At 36.9% G+C, this 17,235-nt stretch carries 20 protein-coding genes; 13 read left to right on the top strand and 7 right to left on the bottom strand.

Annotated elements, in window-relative coordinates:
• Window positions 1–46: 46 nt before the first annotated feature.
• The 3 genes from tyrP to IGL42_RS01910 all read left to right on the top strand — a co-directional run bounded on the left by tyrP (window position 47) and on the right by IGL42_RS01910 (window position 4,269).
• The gene (gene tyrP / locus IGL42_RS01900) at window positions 47–1,465 is read left to right on the top strand and encodes a tyrosine-tyramine antiporter (RefSeq protein ID WP_002355453.1); all 1,419 of its coding nucleotides are present in this window, start codon (window positions 47–49) and stop codon (window positions 1,463–1,465) included.
• 124 nt (window positions 1,466–1,589) lie between these two features.
• Window positions 1,590–2,996: a Na+/H+ antiporter NhaC gene (nhaC, locus tag IGL42_RS01905; protein ID WP_002363118.1), complete on the top strand. Its 1,407-nt coding sequence runs from the start codon at window positions 1,590–1,592 to the stop codon at window positions 2,994–2,996.
• A gap of 355 nt (window positions 2,997–3,351) precedes the next feature.
• Window positions 3,352–4,269: a hypothetical protein gene (locus tag IGL42_RS01910; protein WP_185776365.1), complete on the top strand. Its 918-nt coding sequence runs from the start codon at window positions 3,352–3,354 to the stop codon at window positions 4,267–4,269.
• A 51-nt stretch (window positions 4,270–4,320) separates the two neighbouring features.
• On the opposite strand, the gene IGL42_RS01915 is transcribed toward IGL42_RS01910, so the two are convergent.
• From IGL42_RS01915 to IGL42_RS01925, 3 genes are all read right to left on the bottom strand, one after another.
• On the bottom strand, window positions 4,321–4,770 hold the full coding sequence (locus tag IGL42_RS01915; RefSeq protein WP_002355456.1) for a YehR family lipoprotein: 450 nt from the start codon (window positions 4,768–4,770) through the stop codon (window positions 4,321–4,323).
• A gap of 138 nt (window positions 4,771–4,908) precedes the next feature.
• Window positions 4,909–5,415: a phosphatidylglycerophosphatase A family protein gene (locus tag IGL42_RS01920; protein WP_010710809.1), complete on the bottom strand. Its 507-nt coding sequence runs from the start codon at window positions 5,413–5,415 to the stop codon at window positions 4,909–4,911.
• A gap of 131 nt (window positions 5,416–5,546) precedes the next feature.
• Entirely contained in the window at window positions 5,547–6,500 is a 954-nt protein-coding gene (locus IGL42_RS01925) for an L-lactate dehydrogenase (protein ID WP_002370889.1), read from the bottom strand.
• Window positions 6,501–6,667: 167 nt separating this feature from the next.
• Here IGL42_RS01925 and IGL42_RS01930 point away from each other — a divergent pair, with 167 nt between their 5' ends.
• Both IGL42_RS01930 and IGL42_RS01935 read left to right on the top strand, forming a co-directional pair.
• Window positions 6,668–7,030, top strand: coding sequence for a DUF4809 family protein (locus IGL42_RS01930; RefSeq protein ID WP_002364850.1), 363 nt, complete (start codon window positions 6,668–6,670; stop codon window positions 7,028–7,030).
• A gap of 15 nt (window positions 7,031–7,045) precedes the next feature.
• Window positions 7,046–7,456: a DUF4809 family protein gene (locus IGL42_RS01935; RefSeq protein ID WP_002358638.1), complete on the top strand. Its 411-nt coding sequence runs from the start codon at window positions 7,046–7,048 to the stop codon at window positions 7,454–7,456.
• A gap of 47 nt (window positions 7,457–7,503) precedes the next feature.
• Here the strand turns inward: IGL42_RS01935 and IGL42_RS01940 are convergent, their stop codons facing one another.
• Window positions 7,504–8,331, bottom strand: a complete 828-nt coding sequence (locus IGL42_RS01940; protein WP_002358639.1) for a LysR family transcriptional regulator — start codon at window positions 8,329–8,331, stop codon at window positions 7,504–7,506.
• Between the two features lie 141 nt (window positions 8,332–8,472).
• Between IGL42_RS01940 and IGL42_RS01945 the strand changes: the two genes are divergently transcribed.
• Together IGL42_RS01945 and IGL42_RS01950 are read left to right on the top strand one after the other, a co-directional pair.
• Window positions 8,473–9,441, top strand: coding sequence for a TDT family transporter (locus IGL42_RS01945; RefSeq protein WP_002355462.1), 969 nt, complete (start codon window positions 8,473–8,475; stop codon window positions 9,439–9,441).
• 23 nt (window positions 9,442–9,464) lie between these two features.
• Window positions 9,465–10,424: a GDP-mannose 4,6-dehydratase gene (locus IGL42_RS01950; RefSeq protein WP_002371454.1), complete on the top strand. Its 960-nt coding sequence runs from the start codon at window positions 9,465–9,467 to the stop codon at window positions 10,422–10,424.
• Between the two features lie 13 nt (window positions 10,425–10,437).
• Here IGL42_RS01950 and IGL42_RS01955 read toward each other — a convergent pair whose 3' ends face one another.
• Window positions 10,438–10,785, bottom strand: a complete 348-nt coding sequence (locus tag IGL42_RS01955; RefSeq protein ID WP_002355464.1) for a winged helix-turn-helix transcriptional regulator — start codon at window positions 10,783–10,785, stop codon at window positions 10,438–10,440.
• A 111-nt stretch (window positions 10,786–10,896) separates the two neighbouring features.
• On the opposite strand from IGL42_RS01955, the gene IGL42_RS01960 reads away from it, so the two are divergent.
• Window positions 10,897–11,514: a nitroreductase family protein gene (locus tag IGL42_RS01960; protein ID WP_002355466.1), complete on the top strand. Its 618-nt coding sequence runs from the start codon at window positions 10,897–10,899 to the stop codon at window positions 11,512–11,514.
• Between the two features lie 187 nt (window positions 11,515–11,701).
• Entirely contained in the window at window positions 11,702–12,715 is a 1,014-nt protein-coding gene (locus tag IGL42_RS01965; RefSeq protein WP_002371455.1) for a lipoate--protein ligase, read from the top strand.
• Window positions 12,716–12,785: 70 nt separating this feature from the next.
• Here the strand turns inward: IGL42_RS01965 and IGL42_RS01970 are convergent, their stop codons facing one another.
• A complete protein-coding gene (locus IGL42_RS01970) occupies window positions 12,786–13,640 on the bottom strand; it encodes a M48 family metallopeptidase (protein WP_002392656.1) in 855 nt (284 codons plus the stop codon).
• 182 nt (window positions 13,641–13,822) lie between these two features.
• On the bottom strand, window positions 13,823–14,158 hold the full coding sequence (locus IGL42_RS01975; protein WP_002355470.1) for a hypothetical protein: 336 nt from the start codon (window positions 14,156–14,158) through the stop codon (window positions 13,823–13,825).
• A gap of 114 nt (window positions 14,159–14,272) precedes the next feature.
• Between IGL42_RS01975 and IGL42_RS01980 the strand changes: the two genes are divergently transcribed.
• From IGL42_RS01980 to IGL42_RS01995, 4 genes are all read left to right on the top strand, one after another.
• Window positions 14,273–14,557: a hypothetical protein gene (locus IGL42_RS01980; RefSeq protein ID WP_002366136.1), complete on the top strand. Its 285-nt coding sequence runs from the start codon at window positions 14,273–14,275 to the stop codon at window positions 14,555–14,557.
• Between the two features lie 4 nt (window positions 14,558–14,561).
• A complete protein-coding gene (locus IGL42_RS01985) occupies window positions 14,562–15,497 on the top strand; it encodes a LacI family DNA-binding transcriptional regulator (RefSeq protein WP_002355472.1) in 936 nt (311 codons plus the stop codon).
• Between the two features lie 170 nt (window positions 15,498–15,667).
• Window positions 15,668–16,264 carry a nitroreductase family protein gene (locus tag IGL42_RS01990; RefSeq protein ID WP_002355475.1) on the top strand — a complete coding sequence of 199 codons (597 nt, stop codon included), beginning with the start codon at window positions 15,668–15,670 and terminating at the stop codon, window positions 16,262–16,264.
• A 42-nt stretch (window positions 16,265–16,306) separates the two neighbouring features.
• The gene (locus IGL42_RS01995) at window positions 16,307–17,152 is read left to right on the top strand and encodes a VOC family protein (protein WP_002358647.1); all 846 of its coding nucleotides are present in this window, start codon (window positions 16,307–16,309) and stop codon (window positions 17,150–17,152) included.
• Window positions 17,153–17,235 lie beyond the last annotated feature (83 nt).

The raw sequence follows: 17,235 nt of genomic DNA on the forward strand, positions 1-17,235 counted from the left end.
AGTCATTCATGCTCCTTATCCAAAATCTTATAAGGAGTGTACAAAATTGGATAAACAACAAGTTAAAAAAATTGAATTAGGTACTTTTATCGGTTTAACAATGGCATTGTGTGCAACTGTACGTAGTATCCCAACACTTGCTGCTGTTGGTTGGACATTAATTTCTTACACAATTTTCGCGGTCTTATTCTTTGCTGGTCCAATCGCATTGATATCTGGTGAATTATCTACGATGCTTCCTCAAGAAGGTGGCCCTCAACTTTGGGTTAAAACTGCCTTAGGTAGCAAATGGGGTTTTGTTGTCGCTTGGTTACTATGGGTGCAAATGTTCCCAGGAATGGTAATGGTTGCTTCTACATTAGGCCCTTTGCTAGGTAATACATTTGGTAATGTTCACTTAGGTGAAAATCATTGGTTCGTATTAGGTTGTATCTTAGTGATTTACTGGATTATTACAATCTTGAACTTGAAATTTGACATGGCGAAAGTTGGCGGAAATATTGGTGTTTGGCTAGGTGTTTACATCCCAGTATTAGTTATGTTTGTTTTAGGTCTTCTTTCAATGATTAAAGTAGGCTTAACACCTGGCGGCTATTTAGGTGCCTTCTCTTGGTCAAAAGTTTTACCAAACTTAGAAAATATGGACACATTTAAATATCTAGCAGGGATTGCGTTTATCTTTGTTGGGATTGAAATGTCTTCTGTTTATATTCCTCGTTTGAAAGATGCAACAAAAAATTATACAAAAGGCGTTTTCATTTCATTAATTGGTTTAGTTTTATTAAACGTTATTAATGCAATGTTTGTTGCTAATATTGTTCCAAATGGCAAAATGGAATTGTCTAACATTACACAACCAATTTTGCTTTATTGTGACGTTTTAGGTTTACCAACAATTATTGGTAATATCTTTAGTTTCATGGTCTTCTTAGGTGTGTTATTACAATTATCTGCTTGGGTTACTGGACCATCAAAAACAATTATTCAAGTTGCTCGTGATGGCTTATTGCCACCAAAATTTGGTTTCCATCGCGAAAATAAATATGGCGTTTCTCGTAACGTTGTGTTAACACAATCTGTGGTTATCTCATTATTCGCTTTACTTTATGGGGTAATGGATGATGTCAACGCTGTATTCTTAACTTTAACAAATGCAACAACAATTATTTATAGTATTGTGTATGTATTGATTGCGATTTCCCTAATTAAATTACGTAAATCTCAACCAGATACACTACGTCCTTACCGAATTGGTAAAAAAGGTAATGGCTTAGCTTATTTAGTGGCAGCAATGTTAATTTTTAGTGTTATCATTGTTATTTTCGCCACATTAGGTACAACAACCGTGACTGATGCAGTCTTAGTTGCATTAATCACTATTGTCATGTTTGTGATTCCGTTAATCATTAATCGCTTTAAAAAAGCAAGTTGGGCAACGGAAGTAAAAGAAGATTTAGGTGAATAAAAAGGCCAGCAATTATTTTGCTGAGTGCCTCTTCACCTGATGACTATAGTAAATTGTCGTTTGGAAACTGAAGCAAGTTCGATTATTGCTTCAGTTTTCGCTTTCCATAAAAGGAGGTTTTCATATGAAATCAACGAAACCCACTGTTTCGTTCGCTGAAAGTTTAGGCATTTTGATTGCCTTGTTAGCGATTCTCGGGTACTTAATTATTGGTCAAAAATTAACCCCTCACATACCGATTCTTTTTGTATTCATGTTGTTGTTGCTTTATGGCAAATGGAAAGGATTTTCTTGGGATGAAATCCACGAAGGCATTGTGGAAGGGATTAAACCAGGGATCATTCCGATTATTATTTTCTTGCTGATAGGTGTCTTAGTTGCTACTTGGATCTTATCTGGGACGATTCCAACAATTATGGTCTATGGTTTTAAAATTATCTCAGTGAAGTTCTTCTTACCAACCGTTTTTGTGGTCTGTGCACTAGTTGGTGTGACAGTAGGGAGCTCCTTTACAACTGTTTCAACTATGGGGATTGCCTTTCTAGGTATTGGACATATTCTTGGATTCGACAATGCGATGACAGCTGGCGCAGTTGTTTCAGGTGCCTTTTTGGGGAACAACATTTCACCGTTATCTGATACAACAAACTTAGCTGCTGGAATTGGTGGCGTGAACCTTTTTGAACATATACTAAACATGATGTACACTGTTATTCCGGCGTTTATTATTTCGATTGTCGGCTATATCTTCTTGGGGCATCAATCTGGCTCGGCGGATTTACAATCGGTTGATGCAATGGTCCAAACGTTACATCAAGGATTCTGGATTTCACCGATTACATTGTTGCCAGTAGCGGTTTTATTCTTATTCGCTTGGAAAAAGGTACCAGCTATTCCAACGTTATTAGTCGGTTCTACAGTGGCGGTCATCTTAGCTTTTATAAATGATCATCACCTAAGTTTAGCGAAAGTTTCTACCATCTTAATGAGTGGTTATGTGGCAGATACAGGGGACCAAAGTATTGATACACTTTTATCTCGTGGTGGGATTGAAAGCATGTTAGGTTCTGCTGCGTTGATTATTTTGGCATTAGGTTTGGGCGGCTTGTTGATTAAGTTTAACATCGTGGCTACTTTAATTGATAAAATTAAAGGCTATGTGAATAATCCAGCTAAATTAATCGCTTTAACTGCTTTAAGTTCTGTGGGAATTAACTTACTAGTTGGCGAACAATATTTGTCAATTATTTTACCAGGGGAAACATTTAAATCCTCATTTACTCGTTTAGGTATTGATAAAAAATATTTAACTCGTACTTTGGCAGATGCTGGGGCGGCAGTCAACTCGTTAATTCCTTGGGGAGTTAGTGGTACCTTCATTATGGGAACGTTAAAAGTTGGTGCACTAGAATACTTACCATATGCCTTTTTCCCATTGCTTTGTCCTATTATCACTGTCATTTTGGGGATATTCTTAAAAAAACAACAAGGGGAAAACAAAAAAGCACCAGGGACTAACGTTGAATTGTGAGTTTTTTCAGATAATTAAACAATTGGTTACGATTGAACCTCAGTGTATCTACTGATTGGTTCAATCGTTTTTTCGTCACAGATTTTTTACAATTCTTCATATAATCTTTGAAGCTCCTTAAAGGCAATTTAATTATTCTAAGTTATGATACAAAGGATCAATCAAATAGGTGGATGAACGTGGTGTTAAACTCATAGAGACTAACAGTAGTTTATTCTTGCTCAATGTTGAGGTGTAGGTTCGAATCCTACCGTCCACTTTTGTTATTTAAACCAACTTAGAACGAAACACAAACAAGTGACGGATACACATGATTAAGGTACAATAAGGGTAGGGAAAACAAGGAGGAATTCTTATGAAAAAGATAGGGCTTATTTCTAGTGCTTTTCTTTTAACCCTTGCTTTAGCAGCATGTGGCGGCGGAAAAAGTACAGAAAATACGGATAGTAGTTCCAGTGCTGCGGAAAGTACCACAGTCGAGAGTACAAAAGCATCTGCTACAAAAGAATCAAGTAGCAAAGCAGCAACAAAATCTAGTGATGCGAAACCGTCAGGAACAACAACAGCTGATTCGAAAGCAACAGCTTCTTCTACGAAGGAAGCGGCAAATAATGGCTCAGCAGAGAAGCAATCACCAGCGAAAAATGCGAATCCAGATGACCAAGCCAACCAAGTGCTTAACCAGCTAGCAAACATGTTTCCTAGTCAAGGCTTACCGCAGGCAATTTTAACGAGTCAAACGAATAACTTTTTAACTGCAGCGACAACATCACAAGCGGATCAAAACAATTTCCGTGTTTTATATTATGCAGAAAAAGAAGCGATTCCAGTGAATGATGCACGTGTTAATCAGTTAACGCCAATTAGTTCTTTTGAGAAAAAAACATATGGCTCTGATGCCGAAGCAAAAAATGCAGTGAACCAAATCATTGACAATGGCGGTCAACCAGTAGATTTAGGTTACAATATTACTGGGTATAAACAAGGGGCGGCAGGTTCTAGTTACTTATCTTGGCAAGAAGGCAATTGGAGTTTAGTCGTACGGGCCTCAAATATCAATGGTGAATCGCCTGATGATTTAGCGAAAAATGTTGTCAACATTTTGGAACAAGAAACATTACCAGCACCGAATACCGTTGGTCAAATCACACTGAACGTGGCAGGAACCACTGACTATAATCGCAACTCAGTAGTTTGGCAAGCCGGTACAGTCGTTTACTCTGTCCATCATTTTGACCCAATTCAGGCAGTGAAGATGGCAACATCGATTTAAATAATCAAAAGAAAGCGTGCAACAATGCCCATTGTCGCACGCTTTCTTTTATTATTTTTGTTCTGTATAACCTTGTGACTCCACCAATTCTTGGCTTTTCTTCATGCTAATTCCCTTAGAAGAATCTCCATCAATCTGGATACCATCCACTTTTTTTGCTTTATCATAATCAAGTTTTTCATAATTAATCGTCAATTTTTCGATGGCTTGTTTGTCCTCATAGGTCAGTTTGTAATCAAGCCCTTTGATGTCCTCGTATTGTTTAGAAACGGGTTCCAACGCTGTTTTTGCCTCTTCTTTTGTAATCCCCAATTTGTCATAAGAAACAATGTTTTTAGCCGTTTGCGTTAAGACTTTATCTCCTTGGTACGTATAGGTTAAGGTGGAATCAATCCCATCTTGTGGCGAACCTACAAAGGTTTTTGTCTCTATTTTTGAACCGCAACTTGCAAGAAAGAATACCCCAATAAAAATTAAAAATACGCGTAAAAACTTTTTCATTTCTAGATAACCTCCTTTAGCTGTTTATTCTTGACTGTAACATAACACGGCAAATAATTACTGTTAAGTAGAAAGCTTGTGAGAAGTCCAGCAAATAAAAAACTTGCCTCTTCTCATAAAAATGAAGAGGCAAGTTTTTTATTTAGTAATATCACTTAAATCTGGTTGTGAGTGAGCCAACCGACTGGCAGCCGCAGCCGCAATTGCGCCCACGATATCATCCAAGAATGTGTGGACATGTTCGCCATCATGCGCATTTAACTCTTTTAAAATGCCTGGTTTTACCTTGTCGATATACCCATAGTTCGTAAAACCGATAGATCCATAAACATTTACAATGGAGAGCGCCATAATTTCATCAATGCCATAAAGCCCTTCATCTTCCGTTAAAATTTCTTGTAACGGTGAGAGTAGCTTGTTTTCTTCTGCCAGAATATCCAGTTGGACACCTGTAATAATCGCGTTGTGTACTTCACGCTTTGTTAACACTGCATCAATACTTTCTAAACAAGTATCTAATGTTAAATTATCAATATAATCTTTTTGTAAAAATAACACAAGTTCAGCTAAATCATTCATTGTTACGCCACGTTCTTGCAATAAACGACGTGCGCTATTTTCTAACGTATCTCCTTGGATTACCATTTTTTGTCCTCCTAATTTCTGCTTTAGTTGAAGTTCTTCTTTCATGGTACCAAAAAGAACGATAAAGGGGAATTAGAATCTATTTTGGTAGAGAATAATTTAGTTGAAGTGTTATTTTTAGTTAAAAATTACTAAGCGTTCGGTTGTAACGATGACATCACTTGTTTTAATTGTGTCACTGATTTTTGGAAGAGTTCTTTTTCAGCAGCATTCAGATTCAATTCAATAATGTCAGTAACACCTTGATTGCCAACGACTGCAGGAATCCCTGTAAATACATCTTGTTGCCCATATTGCCCATCTAAGTAAGCTGAGACAGGTAAAATAGCTTGTTCATTATTTAAAATGGCTTTAACAATGCGTGCAGTACTCATACCAATCCCATAATAGGTCGCTTGTTTGCGATCGATAATTTCATAAGCTGTATTTTTCACTTTATCAGAAATGATTGGTAAATCGTCACTAGTTAAGCGCTCTGTCGTATCCACAATTTCTAAAATAGGTTTGGTACCAATCATGGTATGAGACCAGACAGCCACTTCAGAATCCCCGTGTTCGCCAATAATATAGCCGTGAACATTGCGTGGATCAATCGCTAAACGTTGAGACAGTTCTTTGCGGAAACGAGTTGTGTCCAAAGTTGTACCAGTTCCAATTACTCTTGAAACAGGTAAACCAGAAGCTTGCCAAGCCACATAAGTCAGTACATCGACAGGATTTGAGGCAATCACTAAAATTCCATCAAAACCAGATTTCATGATATTGTTAACAATTGTTTTCATAATTTCTGCATTGATTGAAACCAAATCTAGACGACTTTGCCCAGGTTTTTGATTAGCGCCAGCTGTAATCACGACGATATCGGCATCTTGGCAGTCTTGATAGTCGCCAGCCCAGACGTTTACATTTTCTTGACCCCAAGACACACCATCTAATAAGTCAATTGCTTCGCCTTCAGATTTGGCTTTGTCAATATCAACTAAGATTAATTCATTCGCAATCCCTTGGTTGATCATGGAATAGGCAATACTTGTGCCAACAAAACCAGTACCAATAATTGCGACTTTTTTGTTAAATACTTTCATCGTTCATCTCTTCTTTCTGTAATATTTCTTTCTTAGTGAATTATATCACGAACTTTTTAGGTGTGGTTATACCAATCTGTAATAGTCTTTATTAACAATTTAAATAAGGGAAGCGTGCTTTTTTTGTTATGATAAGAGTAGGAAAATAGAGAAGATAAGGAGGCAAAATGACAACGACAACAGTGTATTATGCAAGCAATAATGAAAAACAGCCGAACCGTTTTCAACTAGTTATCGGTAGCTGTAGCTATGAACTTCCAAAAATAGAAATCTACGAAATTCTGGAATGTATCGCTTTAGCATATGGCTATCAAAAAGAACCATTCATTGAAGAACAAACAGAATGTTTTGTTAAAGGCAACCGTTGTATACATGTTTCCCAACAAGCGACGACGTTGACTTTTGTTGTGAATGATCTGCGTTTAGTAATGGAAAAACAATGCCGGAATCACGAAGAAGTCTTTCAAGAAGTCAATCATATTTTATTGAATATTTTTGAGGAGACCCCTTGTGTTTTTCTCGAAAAGTAGGAAAGAAGGATTAAGATGAAACAGGTGAAAATAACAACTACCTCAGACTTGATTAATGGCGGCTGCAATGCCTGTCCGAATGTGAAGTGTACGAATTATCTTGTTCATGTAGAAGATGAAACAATTGCGTTAGAAACGCTAACCGTTGCAGATTTAGTAACTTTATTAGCACTCAAAGAAGGGTTTCGTCAAAAATTAGTTATGGAAATGTTCGAAGAATATACGGTGTTTGAAAGGGAAACTCATCAAGTTGTATTCAAGGAAGAGGAAACGAGAATTCTTTTTCAATCAAAAAAACAGACCATTCAAAGCACTCTTTTGTGTAAAGAGCCACAACAAGTGTTCCAAGAAACCCAGCAAATTTTACACCAACTATTTGAGTTAGAACCTTTTGAATTTGAATTGGTAGAGGAAACTGATGAATAAAAAAACAGGAAAACGATTTAGCGAAAGCTAAGTCGTTCTCCTGTTTTTTAGGTTTGTCGTTCACGAATTTTTTCAACGATTCGGTTATAAACTTCAGAGAAGGAAGTATTGGCATGGTGATCGGTCTGGACAATGAAAATTTTTCGAGAAGCAAAGGACTGATCAATTGGTTGCCAAGGGATCTCATCGGAAATAGATAATCGAGAAACAATTGATTGCCCAATGTTATTTTTTAGCAATTGTAACAGGACTTCGTTGTTGTTTAATTCGATAATTGGTAAGTTGATGCTGTGTTCGTTGAGATAAAGCTCATTGAAAAAACGTAAGCCAGAGTTCTTTTCTCTTAAGAGCCAAAATTTTGAAGCGGCATCTCCTGCTAGAACTAGTTGATCTTCATAAACAATTTCTTTGTGTAGATTTTTGGTTTCAATGGGTTTTTCAATTAGTCCAATGTGGGCATGATTATTTTGAACCATATCCACGACTTCGTTTGAATTCATCAGTTGAATCGAAAAATTGATGAGTGGAAAAGCGGTAACCAAACTCTCCATAATATCTGGCAGTAAATAAATAGCAACTGTATTTGAAGAGGCTATAATGCAGTCTTCTTTAAAATTCTCTTTTTCTGCAGCTTGCGCAAAAGAAGTAGTTAAGCTTTCAATAATCGAGAGCATTTTTGGATATAAAAAATCAGCTTCTTTGGTTGGAATAACCGATTGTTTTCCATTACGATAGAACAGCTTGATCGAAAAGTGTTGCTCTAATTTCTTGATTTGCAAAGAAACAGTTGGCTGAGAAATATACAATTGTTTGGCCGCCGCACTAAAATTTTTGGTTTCATACACAGCAATAAATGTTTTGATCCATTCGAACATAAAATCGCCTCTTTCTATTTACTATCTTAATAGTTGGTATTGCAAATATTTATTTTACAAATATAAATATTTCATTTAGTATAATAACATACTTTTGATTAATATCAATAATAATAAATAAAGACGGAGTGTGACTACATAATGGTAGAAAGTGCGAAAAAATTCTTGCGGAAAGTCCCGATTCCCATTTGCGGACTAATTTTAGGGATGGTTTCTTTGGGGAATTTACTTTATTCCTTGGGATATGCAACAATTGGGACCATTTATTGTGTACTTGGCAGTCTCTTAATGATTTTAGTTATTTTAAAAATTATTTTTACAATGAAACATGCATTAAGCACCTTAGATGATCCAATTATTGCTTCGGTATCACCAACATTTACAATGGCTTTAATGGTTATCTGTGTTTTCTTAGATCGGATATTTACCAATGCTGCTTGGATTAACGTGTTGTGGATTGGCGCAGTGATTTTACATTTTATTTTAATGATTTATTTTGTAGCGGTGCATATTTTTCCAACAAAAATCGAACTGGAACATATTTATCCAAGCTGGTTTATTACGTTTGTCGGCATTGGCGTTATTCCTAATACTTCTCAATTGTTTATCAATGAGTTGGGAAAAATTGTTTTTTGGGTAGCGTTGTTCTTTTATTTACTCTTGTTACCAATTTTAATCAAGAGAATTACGAAGTCGAAAGAAATGCCTGAATCGACCATTCCTTTATTGACGATTATGACAGCGCCAGGTTCGTTATGTTTAGCTGGCTATATTTCAATGGGTGGTCATTTGTATATGCCATTAGTTGTTTTCTTGCTAATTTTATCTCAATGTATTTATGGGATTGTAGTAGTGAATCTATATAAAATTATGCAAGTGACATTCTATCCAAGTTATGCTGCCTTTACATTCCCATTAGTAATTTCTGCGACAGCATTAGTCAAAGTTAAACCTTTATTTGCAGAAAAGGTAGGCCTAACGAGTCTGTTAAATATTTTGTCTACTTTTGAACTCTTATTAGCTGTGGCTATTGTAAGTTATGTGTTCATTCGATATTGCATTTTTTTATTCCAAAGAGAAAATAACACGAAAAAAGTGGAATTAAATTAAAAAAAAAGAGAGGAAGCAAAGAGGTGAAGAAACTATTAATTACTGGAGGAGCTGGCTTTATTGGTTCTAATTTGGCTAATTTTTATAGTCAACAGTATCAAGTTTTTGTGATTGATGATTTGTCCATGGGGCGAGTGTCAAATTTGCAACAAACTGAGCAGTTGGTTTTTATTAAAGGAAGTGTGACGGATCAGCAATTATTGGACGAAGTACTTTCAAAGCATTCGTTTGAGTATATCTTTCATCTTGCGGCCGTGGCAAGCGTGGCAAGTTCTGTGGCACAGCCTCTAGAGACCCATGAGGTCAATTTTTTAAGTGTATTGAAAATACTGGAATCAATAAAAAAATATCAAAAAAAGCTCAAACGTTTTGTTTTTGCTTCGTCAGCAGCCGTTTACGGTGCAGAGCCAACGTTGCCTAAAAGAGAAACTTCGGTGATTTGCCCTTTGAGTCCCTATGCTATTGATAAGTTTGCTGCTGAACGTTATGTTCTCAATGAATACCATTTACACGGGGTACCCACGAGCGCAGTTCGCTTCTTTAACGTCTATGGTCCCAATCAAAATCCTGCTTCACCCTATTCTGGTGTCCTGTCCATTTTGATGGATCGTTATATCCAATTAGAGCAAGGGCAAGTGAGCCAATTTCAAATATTTGGAGATGGTCAGCAAACACGTGACTTTATCTACATTGAGGATGTCCTAACTGCATTAAATTTAGTAGCAACCAAAAGTGAAGCGTTGGGACATGTTTATAATGTGGGTACCGAAGTTGCCATTTCCCTTAATCAATTAATTGAAGAAATGAACCAATTAGTGGGACTTTCTTTGCCAGTTTCTTATCAAAAGGAACGAGATGGCGATATAAAATATTCTCTTTCAGATAGTTCCGCTTTGAAAGGCTTAGGTTTTTCGCCCGTTTATTCAATTCAAGAAGGACTTCAAAAATATCTTAAGTTTACCCATAATACCCAAAATAGATAAAAAAAGACGAGACTTATTTGTTAAGTCTCGCCTTTTTTTGTGCAAATGTTTCGCCCCAATGGCAAAGTGAAGAGAGGGCATCGTAAAGAGCATATCCTTCCGGAGTGAGCGTATATTCCACACGCGGGGGTAGTTCGTTAAAGGATTCTCGATGGACTAGGCCATCTTTTTCCATTTCTCTCAAGCGATCTGTCAGGACGCGCTGAGTGATTCCGTCGAGCGCACGCATCAATTCACCGTTGCGCTTGGTTCCTTGGAATAATTCATCCATTAATGATAATTTCCATTTGCCGTTAATGGTGGAAAGGGCTAAGTTGATACTGGTTTGTTTATCAGTTGTCATAGTTTCTCCTTGTGACACGTAATGGTTACTTTTTTCTTCCTAGGTGAATAAAAAGTGCGTACTTTTTTTCTCCATCATAGTGAGTAATAATAACTATGTCAAGTAAGGCAAGAGGAAGGAAGAAGAAATATGATGTATCAAGATGTTGTTCGCAGCCGCCGCTCAGTTCGGGATTTTATGCCAGATGTTGAGATTCCTAAAGAGGAATTAATGGCCATAATTGAGGAAGCGATGTTCGCGCCAAATAGTACCAATTTAAATTCATGGCGTTTTTTAATTGTCACAGAAAAAGAACAAAAAGAGGCCCTTTACGAAGTTTCGATGCAACAACCAGCAGTTAAAGGGGCAGCGGCGGTGATTATTTTATTAGGTGATTTGACTGCTTATACAGTGGCAAATGCAGATGAAATCAGTGCTAAAGCTGTCGCACAAGGAACGATGACGGAAGAAATTCGTCAAGGAATTAATGAAAATGTTTCTTGGTACTATGATGTTAGCGAAGAACAAAAAAGAGAGTGGCTAATGTTAGACCAAGGCTTAGTTGCAATGCAGCTGATGCTTTCTGCAAAAGATCGAGGCTATGATACTGTGGCGATGTCTGGTTTTGAAACAGAAGCGGTTCGCAAGTTATTTAATATTGAGGATCATTTAGTGAACGGACTGATTATTCCGATTGGCAAAGCTCAAACACCCGGCTTTGAAACAGTCCGACGAGATGTTTCAGAAGTAGTAACTTGGTTAGATTAAAAAGCTAAACAGTTCTGCAATTGCTGTTTATTAGATTTTGAGCGTGGAACAAACATCCAAAGTGATTGTTGTCCCACGTTCGTTTTTTTGTTGATCATCCGCTTTTGAGAATGGCCAGAGAAGACGTTTAGTGAACCAATTTTGAAAGAAAGTGATACACTAGAAGAAAAAGAAGTGGGGCGACCTTATGCGTTATGTCATAATGCAGTCACGAGATATTCGTGAAAATTTAGCAACGGAAGATTATCTATTAAACACTCTCTCTTTTGAAGAGCCCTTAGTGTTGTTTTATATTCAGGAACCCTGTGTTATTTTAGGCCGAAATCAAAATGCTTATGAAGAAATTGACTTAGCTTATGCTAGAGAGAAGGGAATCGTTATTACTCGCCGTTTATCGGGCGGTGGTGCTGTTTATGATGATCTCGGGAATGTCAGCTTTAGTTTTGTTGTTCAGGAAGGACATCAAGCTTTTGGGGATTTTAAAGCGTTCACTAAACCAATTATTGAAGCATTACATAAAATGGGCGCAACGGGGGCCGAGATTAGCGGTCGCAATGATTTATTAATTGATGGGAAAAAATTTTCTGGCAATGCCATGTATACAAAAAAGGGGAAGATGTATACTCATGGTACCTTGATGTATGATGTTGATTTGGCAGAAGTTCAACGTGTTTTAACTGTTTCTAAGAAAAAAATTGAATCAAAAGGGACAAAATCTGTTCGGGGACGCGTAACCAATTTACGGCCGTACTTAGACGAAAAATATCAACAATTAACCATTGAGGAATTTCGCAATCGTTTACTGATGGAGCTCTTTGATGTCGAATCTCTAACTGAAATTGCGGAGAAAGAATATGTCCTAACCAAAGCAGATCAACAGGAAATTAGGAAATTGGTCGCTGAAGTGTATGGCAATGAAGCTTGGATTTTTGGTGAAGCGCCTAAATTTACGATCAAAAAAGAAGAAAAGTTTAAAGGCGGCATCGTGGATGCACGTTTGACTGTTGAAAAAGGTAAAATAATTGAGTTAACGATTTATGGTGATTATTTTGCCAAAAAAGAAACAACGGAAATCGTTGCAGCTTTATTAGGTGTGGACTATCAGTATTCATCAATTTGGCAAGCATTAGCAGCGTTTAACTTTGAAGACTACTTTGTAAATATCACCAAAGAAGAATTTGTTCATTTATTGGTGGATTAATAAACGTGCTGGGACAAAAGTTAAAGAATCTTTTGTCCCAGCACGTTTATTTAATGATGGTTGGCTCTTGCTAGAAAAATTTCCCATGAACGTCCCAATTGCCAGTATCTTTGGCTTTTTTCAATGTTTGCATTCGACGGAAGCCAACAGGATGATCGGATAAGAAGTTACTCAATTTAAGCCAGATGGTATCATCATGTAAATCAATACTGTGAAAGTATTCTTCTAAATCCACACGACTGCCCATGTATTTTCCTGAAAATAAATAAATCATACTTAAAGCACCTTCTTCGGCGTAGTATAAACCTGCGCGATCAGCGGTATATTCTTGCGTTCTTGTAAAACTTTTATCTAACGCAACTGGTTTCAAAATAATGGATAACATTAGTCGCCATAAATTAGTGTGCCCACATTTATGGTGTCCTAGCTCGTGTGCCAAAATAAAGCGAATCAGCGAAAAATCGCCTGTATTGTACGCGATATCCAACAAATCACTGTGAATGACAACATAGCGTCTGTGTAAAGAGCATTTTGCCGCAAAAGCGTTTAAGACACCATTCCCGTTGATTAAATAAAGACGTGGCATCCTTAATTTTTTAGTGCCAAAGCCCATTTCTTTTGCCAAATCAATATACAAGGAATAAATTTCTGGTAACTGATTTTCTGTAATTTCCACTCCGTTAGAAGCAGTATCCATGTACATATAACGAATGGTAAAAAAAGCAATGACTGGCGCAATTGGTGCAATTAAGACAATTAATAACCAGTCAGGAATCGGCAAATCACTCAATATCAATAAGGCAACTAACCCCAATGCTAAAAACAATAAAACAAAACCAATGATAATCATTGGTACTTCAAAACGATAACGTAACTTAGCAACAGAAATTTCTTTCTTTTTTTCCTGCGGTTGACACATAAACATTCCTCCCCAAACATTTCCCAAACACTTTTTCAAATAAAATGACTTATCTGTTACTTCTAATATACCATTGGTTAATCGATAATGACAATGGTGGGAACTTGAATAAAGGTAATTATATCAAGTGATTAATGAAAGGGACTCGTTGTACGCGGGGAATTGGTCTATCTTGATTAAATAAAATTTTAATAATCTAACTGTTTTAGACGTAATAAAGTAGTTTCTGGAGTTAATTTTTTAATAACATACAAACGCAAAATCGCATGTTCAATTTTTTGTTCTTCTGGCGATAGCTCCGAATTTATATAGGATAACTTCTCGATTAAATAGGTTAAAAATGAGCCAGCGCCTTGGCTACCCACTAAAAAGCCCATTTCTTCCGTTTCGGTTAATTGTTGTTTTTTTAAGTGGTATATTTCTTGTGCAAGTGCCCCCGAGATAATGATTTCATCTGTTTGCTTGTTCAAATTTGTTAGTAAGTCGCTTTTTGTTGCTACTGTAACAGTTTCCATTGCACTCATCCTTTGCTTTTATATGATACATCTAGTATAACATGGTCTCACTTTTTTTATTTTTCCTCTTGCTCTGGTACGCGTTTCATAAGGTAAGCTATGTGTATCAAAATATTGGAGGGCATGAAAATGAATGTTATAGTGGAGATAAGCGATAGACTTGGTATGGATTACTATTTTGTCTCGGTGACTACGACGGCCAAAAGTCTGCAGTTAAATAGTCCCAAAAAATACTATAAGATTTGGCATCAAGAAATTCCGTACCATCAGATAACGGAGTGGCACTTGACACAGCAGGAGGATATTCAGGAAATTTCTTTTGCTTGGCAGGAGACCTTTTATCGTTTTGTTGATTACGGGACAGGGATTGTGCCTTATTTAACTCAATTTTGTAAAGTAATGAGGTGAAAGTATGACAACAATTCGAGAAATTGCGCGCCTTTCAGGATCTTCAGTTACGACTGTTTCGCGTGTGATTAATCATCATCCGTATGTTTCTGAAGAAAAACGACTGAAAATCCAAGCAATTATCGATGAGTTGGGCTATAAGCCCAATATATTAGCGAGAAATCTTAGCTTTGGGAAAAGTAATACATTAGGTGTCATGGTTCCTTATACGAATCAACCTTATTTTGATGCTATTTTAAGTGGAATTATCCACCAAGCATTTCAACAAGGGATGATGGTCAGTTTATTACCAACGGATTATGATAAAGAAGTTGAAAAAAGTTACTTGGAAAAAATGGCCACGGGTGCGTTTGATGGCATGATTGTTTTGTCAAAGGCAAATCCTTTAAGTGTGTTTGCTCCATATAAAGAGCAAGTTGTTTTTTGTGAAAAAATAGAAGACCCTAGTTATGCTAGTATCTATATCGATCGTTTAACCGTTTATCGGCGGGTCTTCCAAGCATTGAAACAACAAGGATGTAGTGAAGTGGCAATTACGATTAACCGTGCACCAGAAAAAAGTACAAGCGCACGCTATTTAGTTGACGCATATCAGGAAATTTATGGAGTGATTCCTGAAAATCGGTTATTTAAGGACTGTTTAACCTATGAAGATGGGTGTGAAGTAGGACGTCACTGTGGGCAAGATCCAACGCTCCAAGCGGTTGTGACCAACGGTGATGAAATTGCCGCAGGGATTCAAGCCGTTATTGAAAGACCACTCTTTTTAGTGGGACAGGAACAAACTTTATTAAGTGAAATTTTAAATTTTTCAACAATCTGTCATCCATTAATGGAATTAGGGGAAAAAGCCACACACTTATTTCAAGAAAAACGGCCGAAAACGATTCAATTGACTTCTACATTTATTAATCGACAACCAGATTTTTCTTTTTCTTAGAAAAAAGCTGGTTGTTTTTTCTTTGGTAGAATAAGGTTTTTCACTAAAAAATAAAAAAACTTACAAAAAGTAAGACAAAAAGCTTTACTTACTTTTAGTAAGGTAGTATAGTAAGCATGTAAACAAAATTAAATGAATTTACTGAGGAAATTCGAAAGGATGAACATATTATGTCAAAATTTACTGAAATGATGAAAAACCGTCGTTCAATCTATGCTTTAGGAGAAAACTTACCAATTTCAAAAGAAGAAGTAACTGCTTTAGTAAAAGAAGTTGTTAGAGAAAGTCCAACAGCTTTTAACTCTCAAACACAACGTGTTGTGTTCTTATTCGGCGATGCTCACAAAAAATTATGGGCAATGACTGAAGATGCCTTAAAACCATTAACTCCAGCAGAAGCATTTCCAAACACACAAGCTAAATTACAAGGTTTTGCAGCTGGTGCGGGCACAATTTTATTCTTTGAAGATACAGATATCGTGAAAAACTTACAAGATAGCTTTCCATTATATGCGGATAACTTCCCTGTTTGGTCTGAACAAGCAACTGGTTTAACACAAGCGAACGTTTGGACTGCCTTAGCGCAAGAAAATATCGGCGCAAACTTACAACACTACAACCCAGTCATTGACGAAGCGGTTGCTGCAGAATGGTCAATTCCTGCAAACTGGAATTTACGTGCACAAATGGTTATTGGTTCCATTGAAGCGCCAGCTGGCGAAAAAGAATACATGGAAGATAGTGCTCGTTTTAAAGAATTCAACTAAATCATTGCTTTAGTAAAACAAAGAGGAAAGGAGTGAAAGCAAATGGTTCAAGCATTACCAAGTAATATTGGGATTCAACAAGTCACTTTGAAAGTGGCTGATTTAGATAAAATGGTAAACTTTTATACGAAAACAATTGGCTTAAAACTTTTAAAACAAGGAGAGGGACGTGCTTGGCTAGCGCCACAAGGCACCAACGATGCAATTCTTGTCTTAAAAGAACTAACAGCAGGGGAAGAAAATCAGGGTACCACTGGCTTGTACCATATTGCTTTCCTGCTACCAACCCGCAAAGATTTAGGCAATATGTTGCTGTGGCTTTTGCAGGAAAATGTGCAAATTGGCGCAGCAGATCATGGCTATAGTGAAGCCCTTTACTTAAGTGATCCAGAAAATAATGGCATCGAAATTTATTGGGATAAACCAGAAGAAGTCTGGGATATTCGTCCAAATGGTGAAATTATCGGTGTGACAGAAGAATTAGACGGTGATAGTTTAGCTGCAGAAGCTGACGGTCACTGGCTAGGAATTTCCGAAGGTTCTAAAATTGGGCACATTCATTTGAAAGTGGCCGATTTAGATGCCACTGAAACGTTCTATAAAAACTTAGGGTTTGGCTTAAAGTCTAACTTTGGTCAACAAGCGAAGTTTTTTGCAGCGGGTCAGTACCATCATCATATTGGGACAAATACATGGAGCGGCAAACAGCTGCCAACGATTCAAGAAAATCAATTTGGCTTAGAAAATTACACCTTCCGTTTACCAACTGCGGCAGATTTAGAGATCGTCCAAGCCAATGCGGAAGAAGCAAAGTTACATTTTATTGCCAAAGATCATTTGCTTGCGTTAGAAGATCCTAGCGGCATGATTATTCAATTTACCTATTAAAACCACTCTCAAACTAGCCCTTCGTTAGAAAATGAAGGACTAGTTTTTTTTGTCTTTTTTTTGCATTATTTTGCATTTGTTTG

Source organism: Enterococcus sp. DIV0712, from assembly GCF_050554855.1.
Lineage (GTDB): Bacteria > Bacillota > Bacilli > Lactobacillales > Enterococcaceae > Enterococcus > Enterococcus faecalis.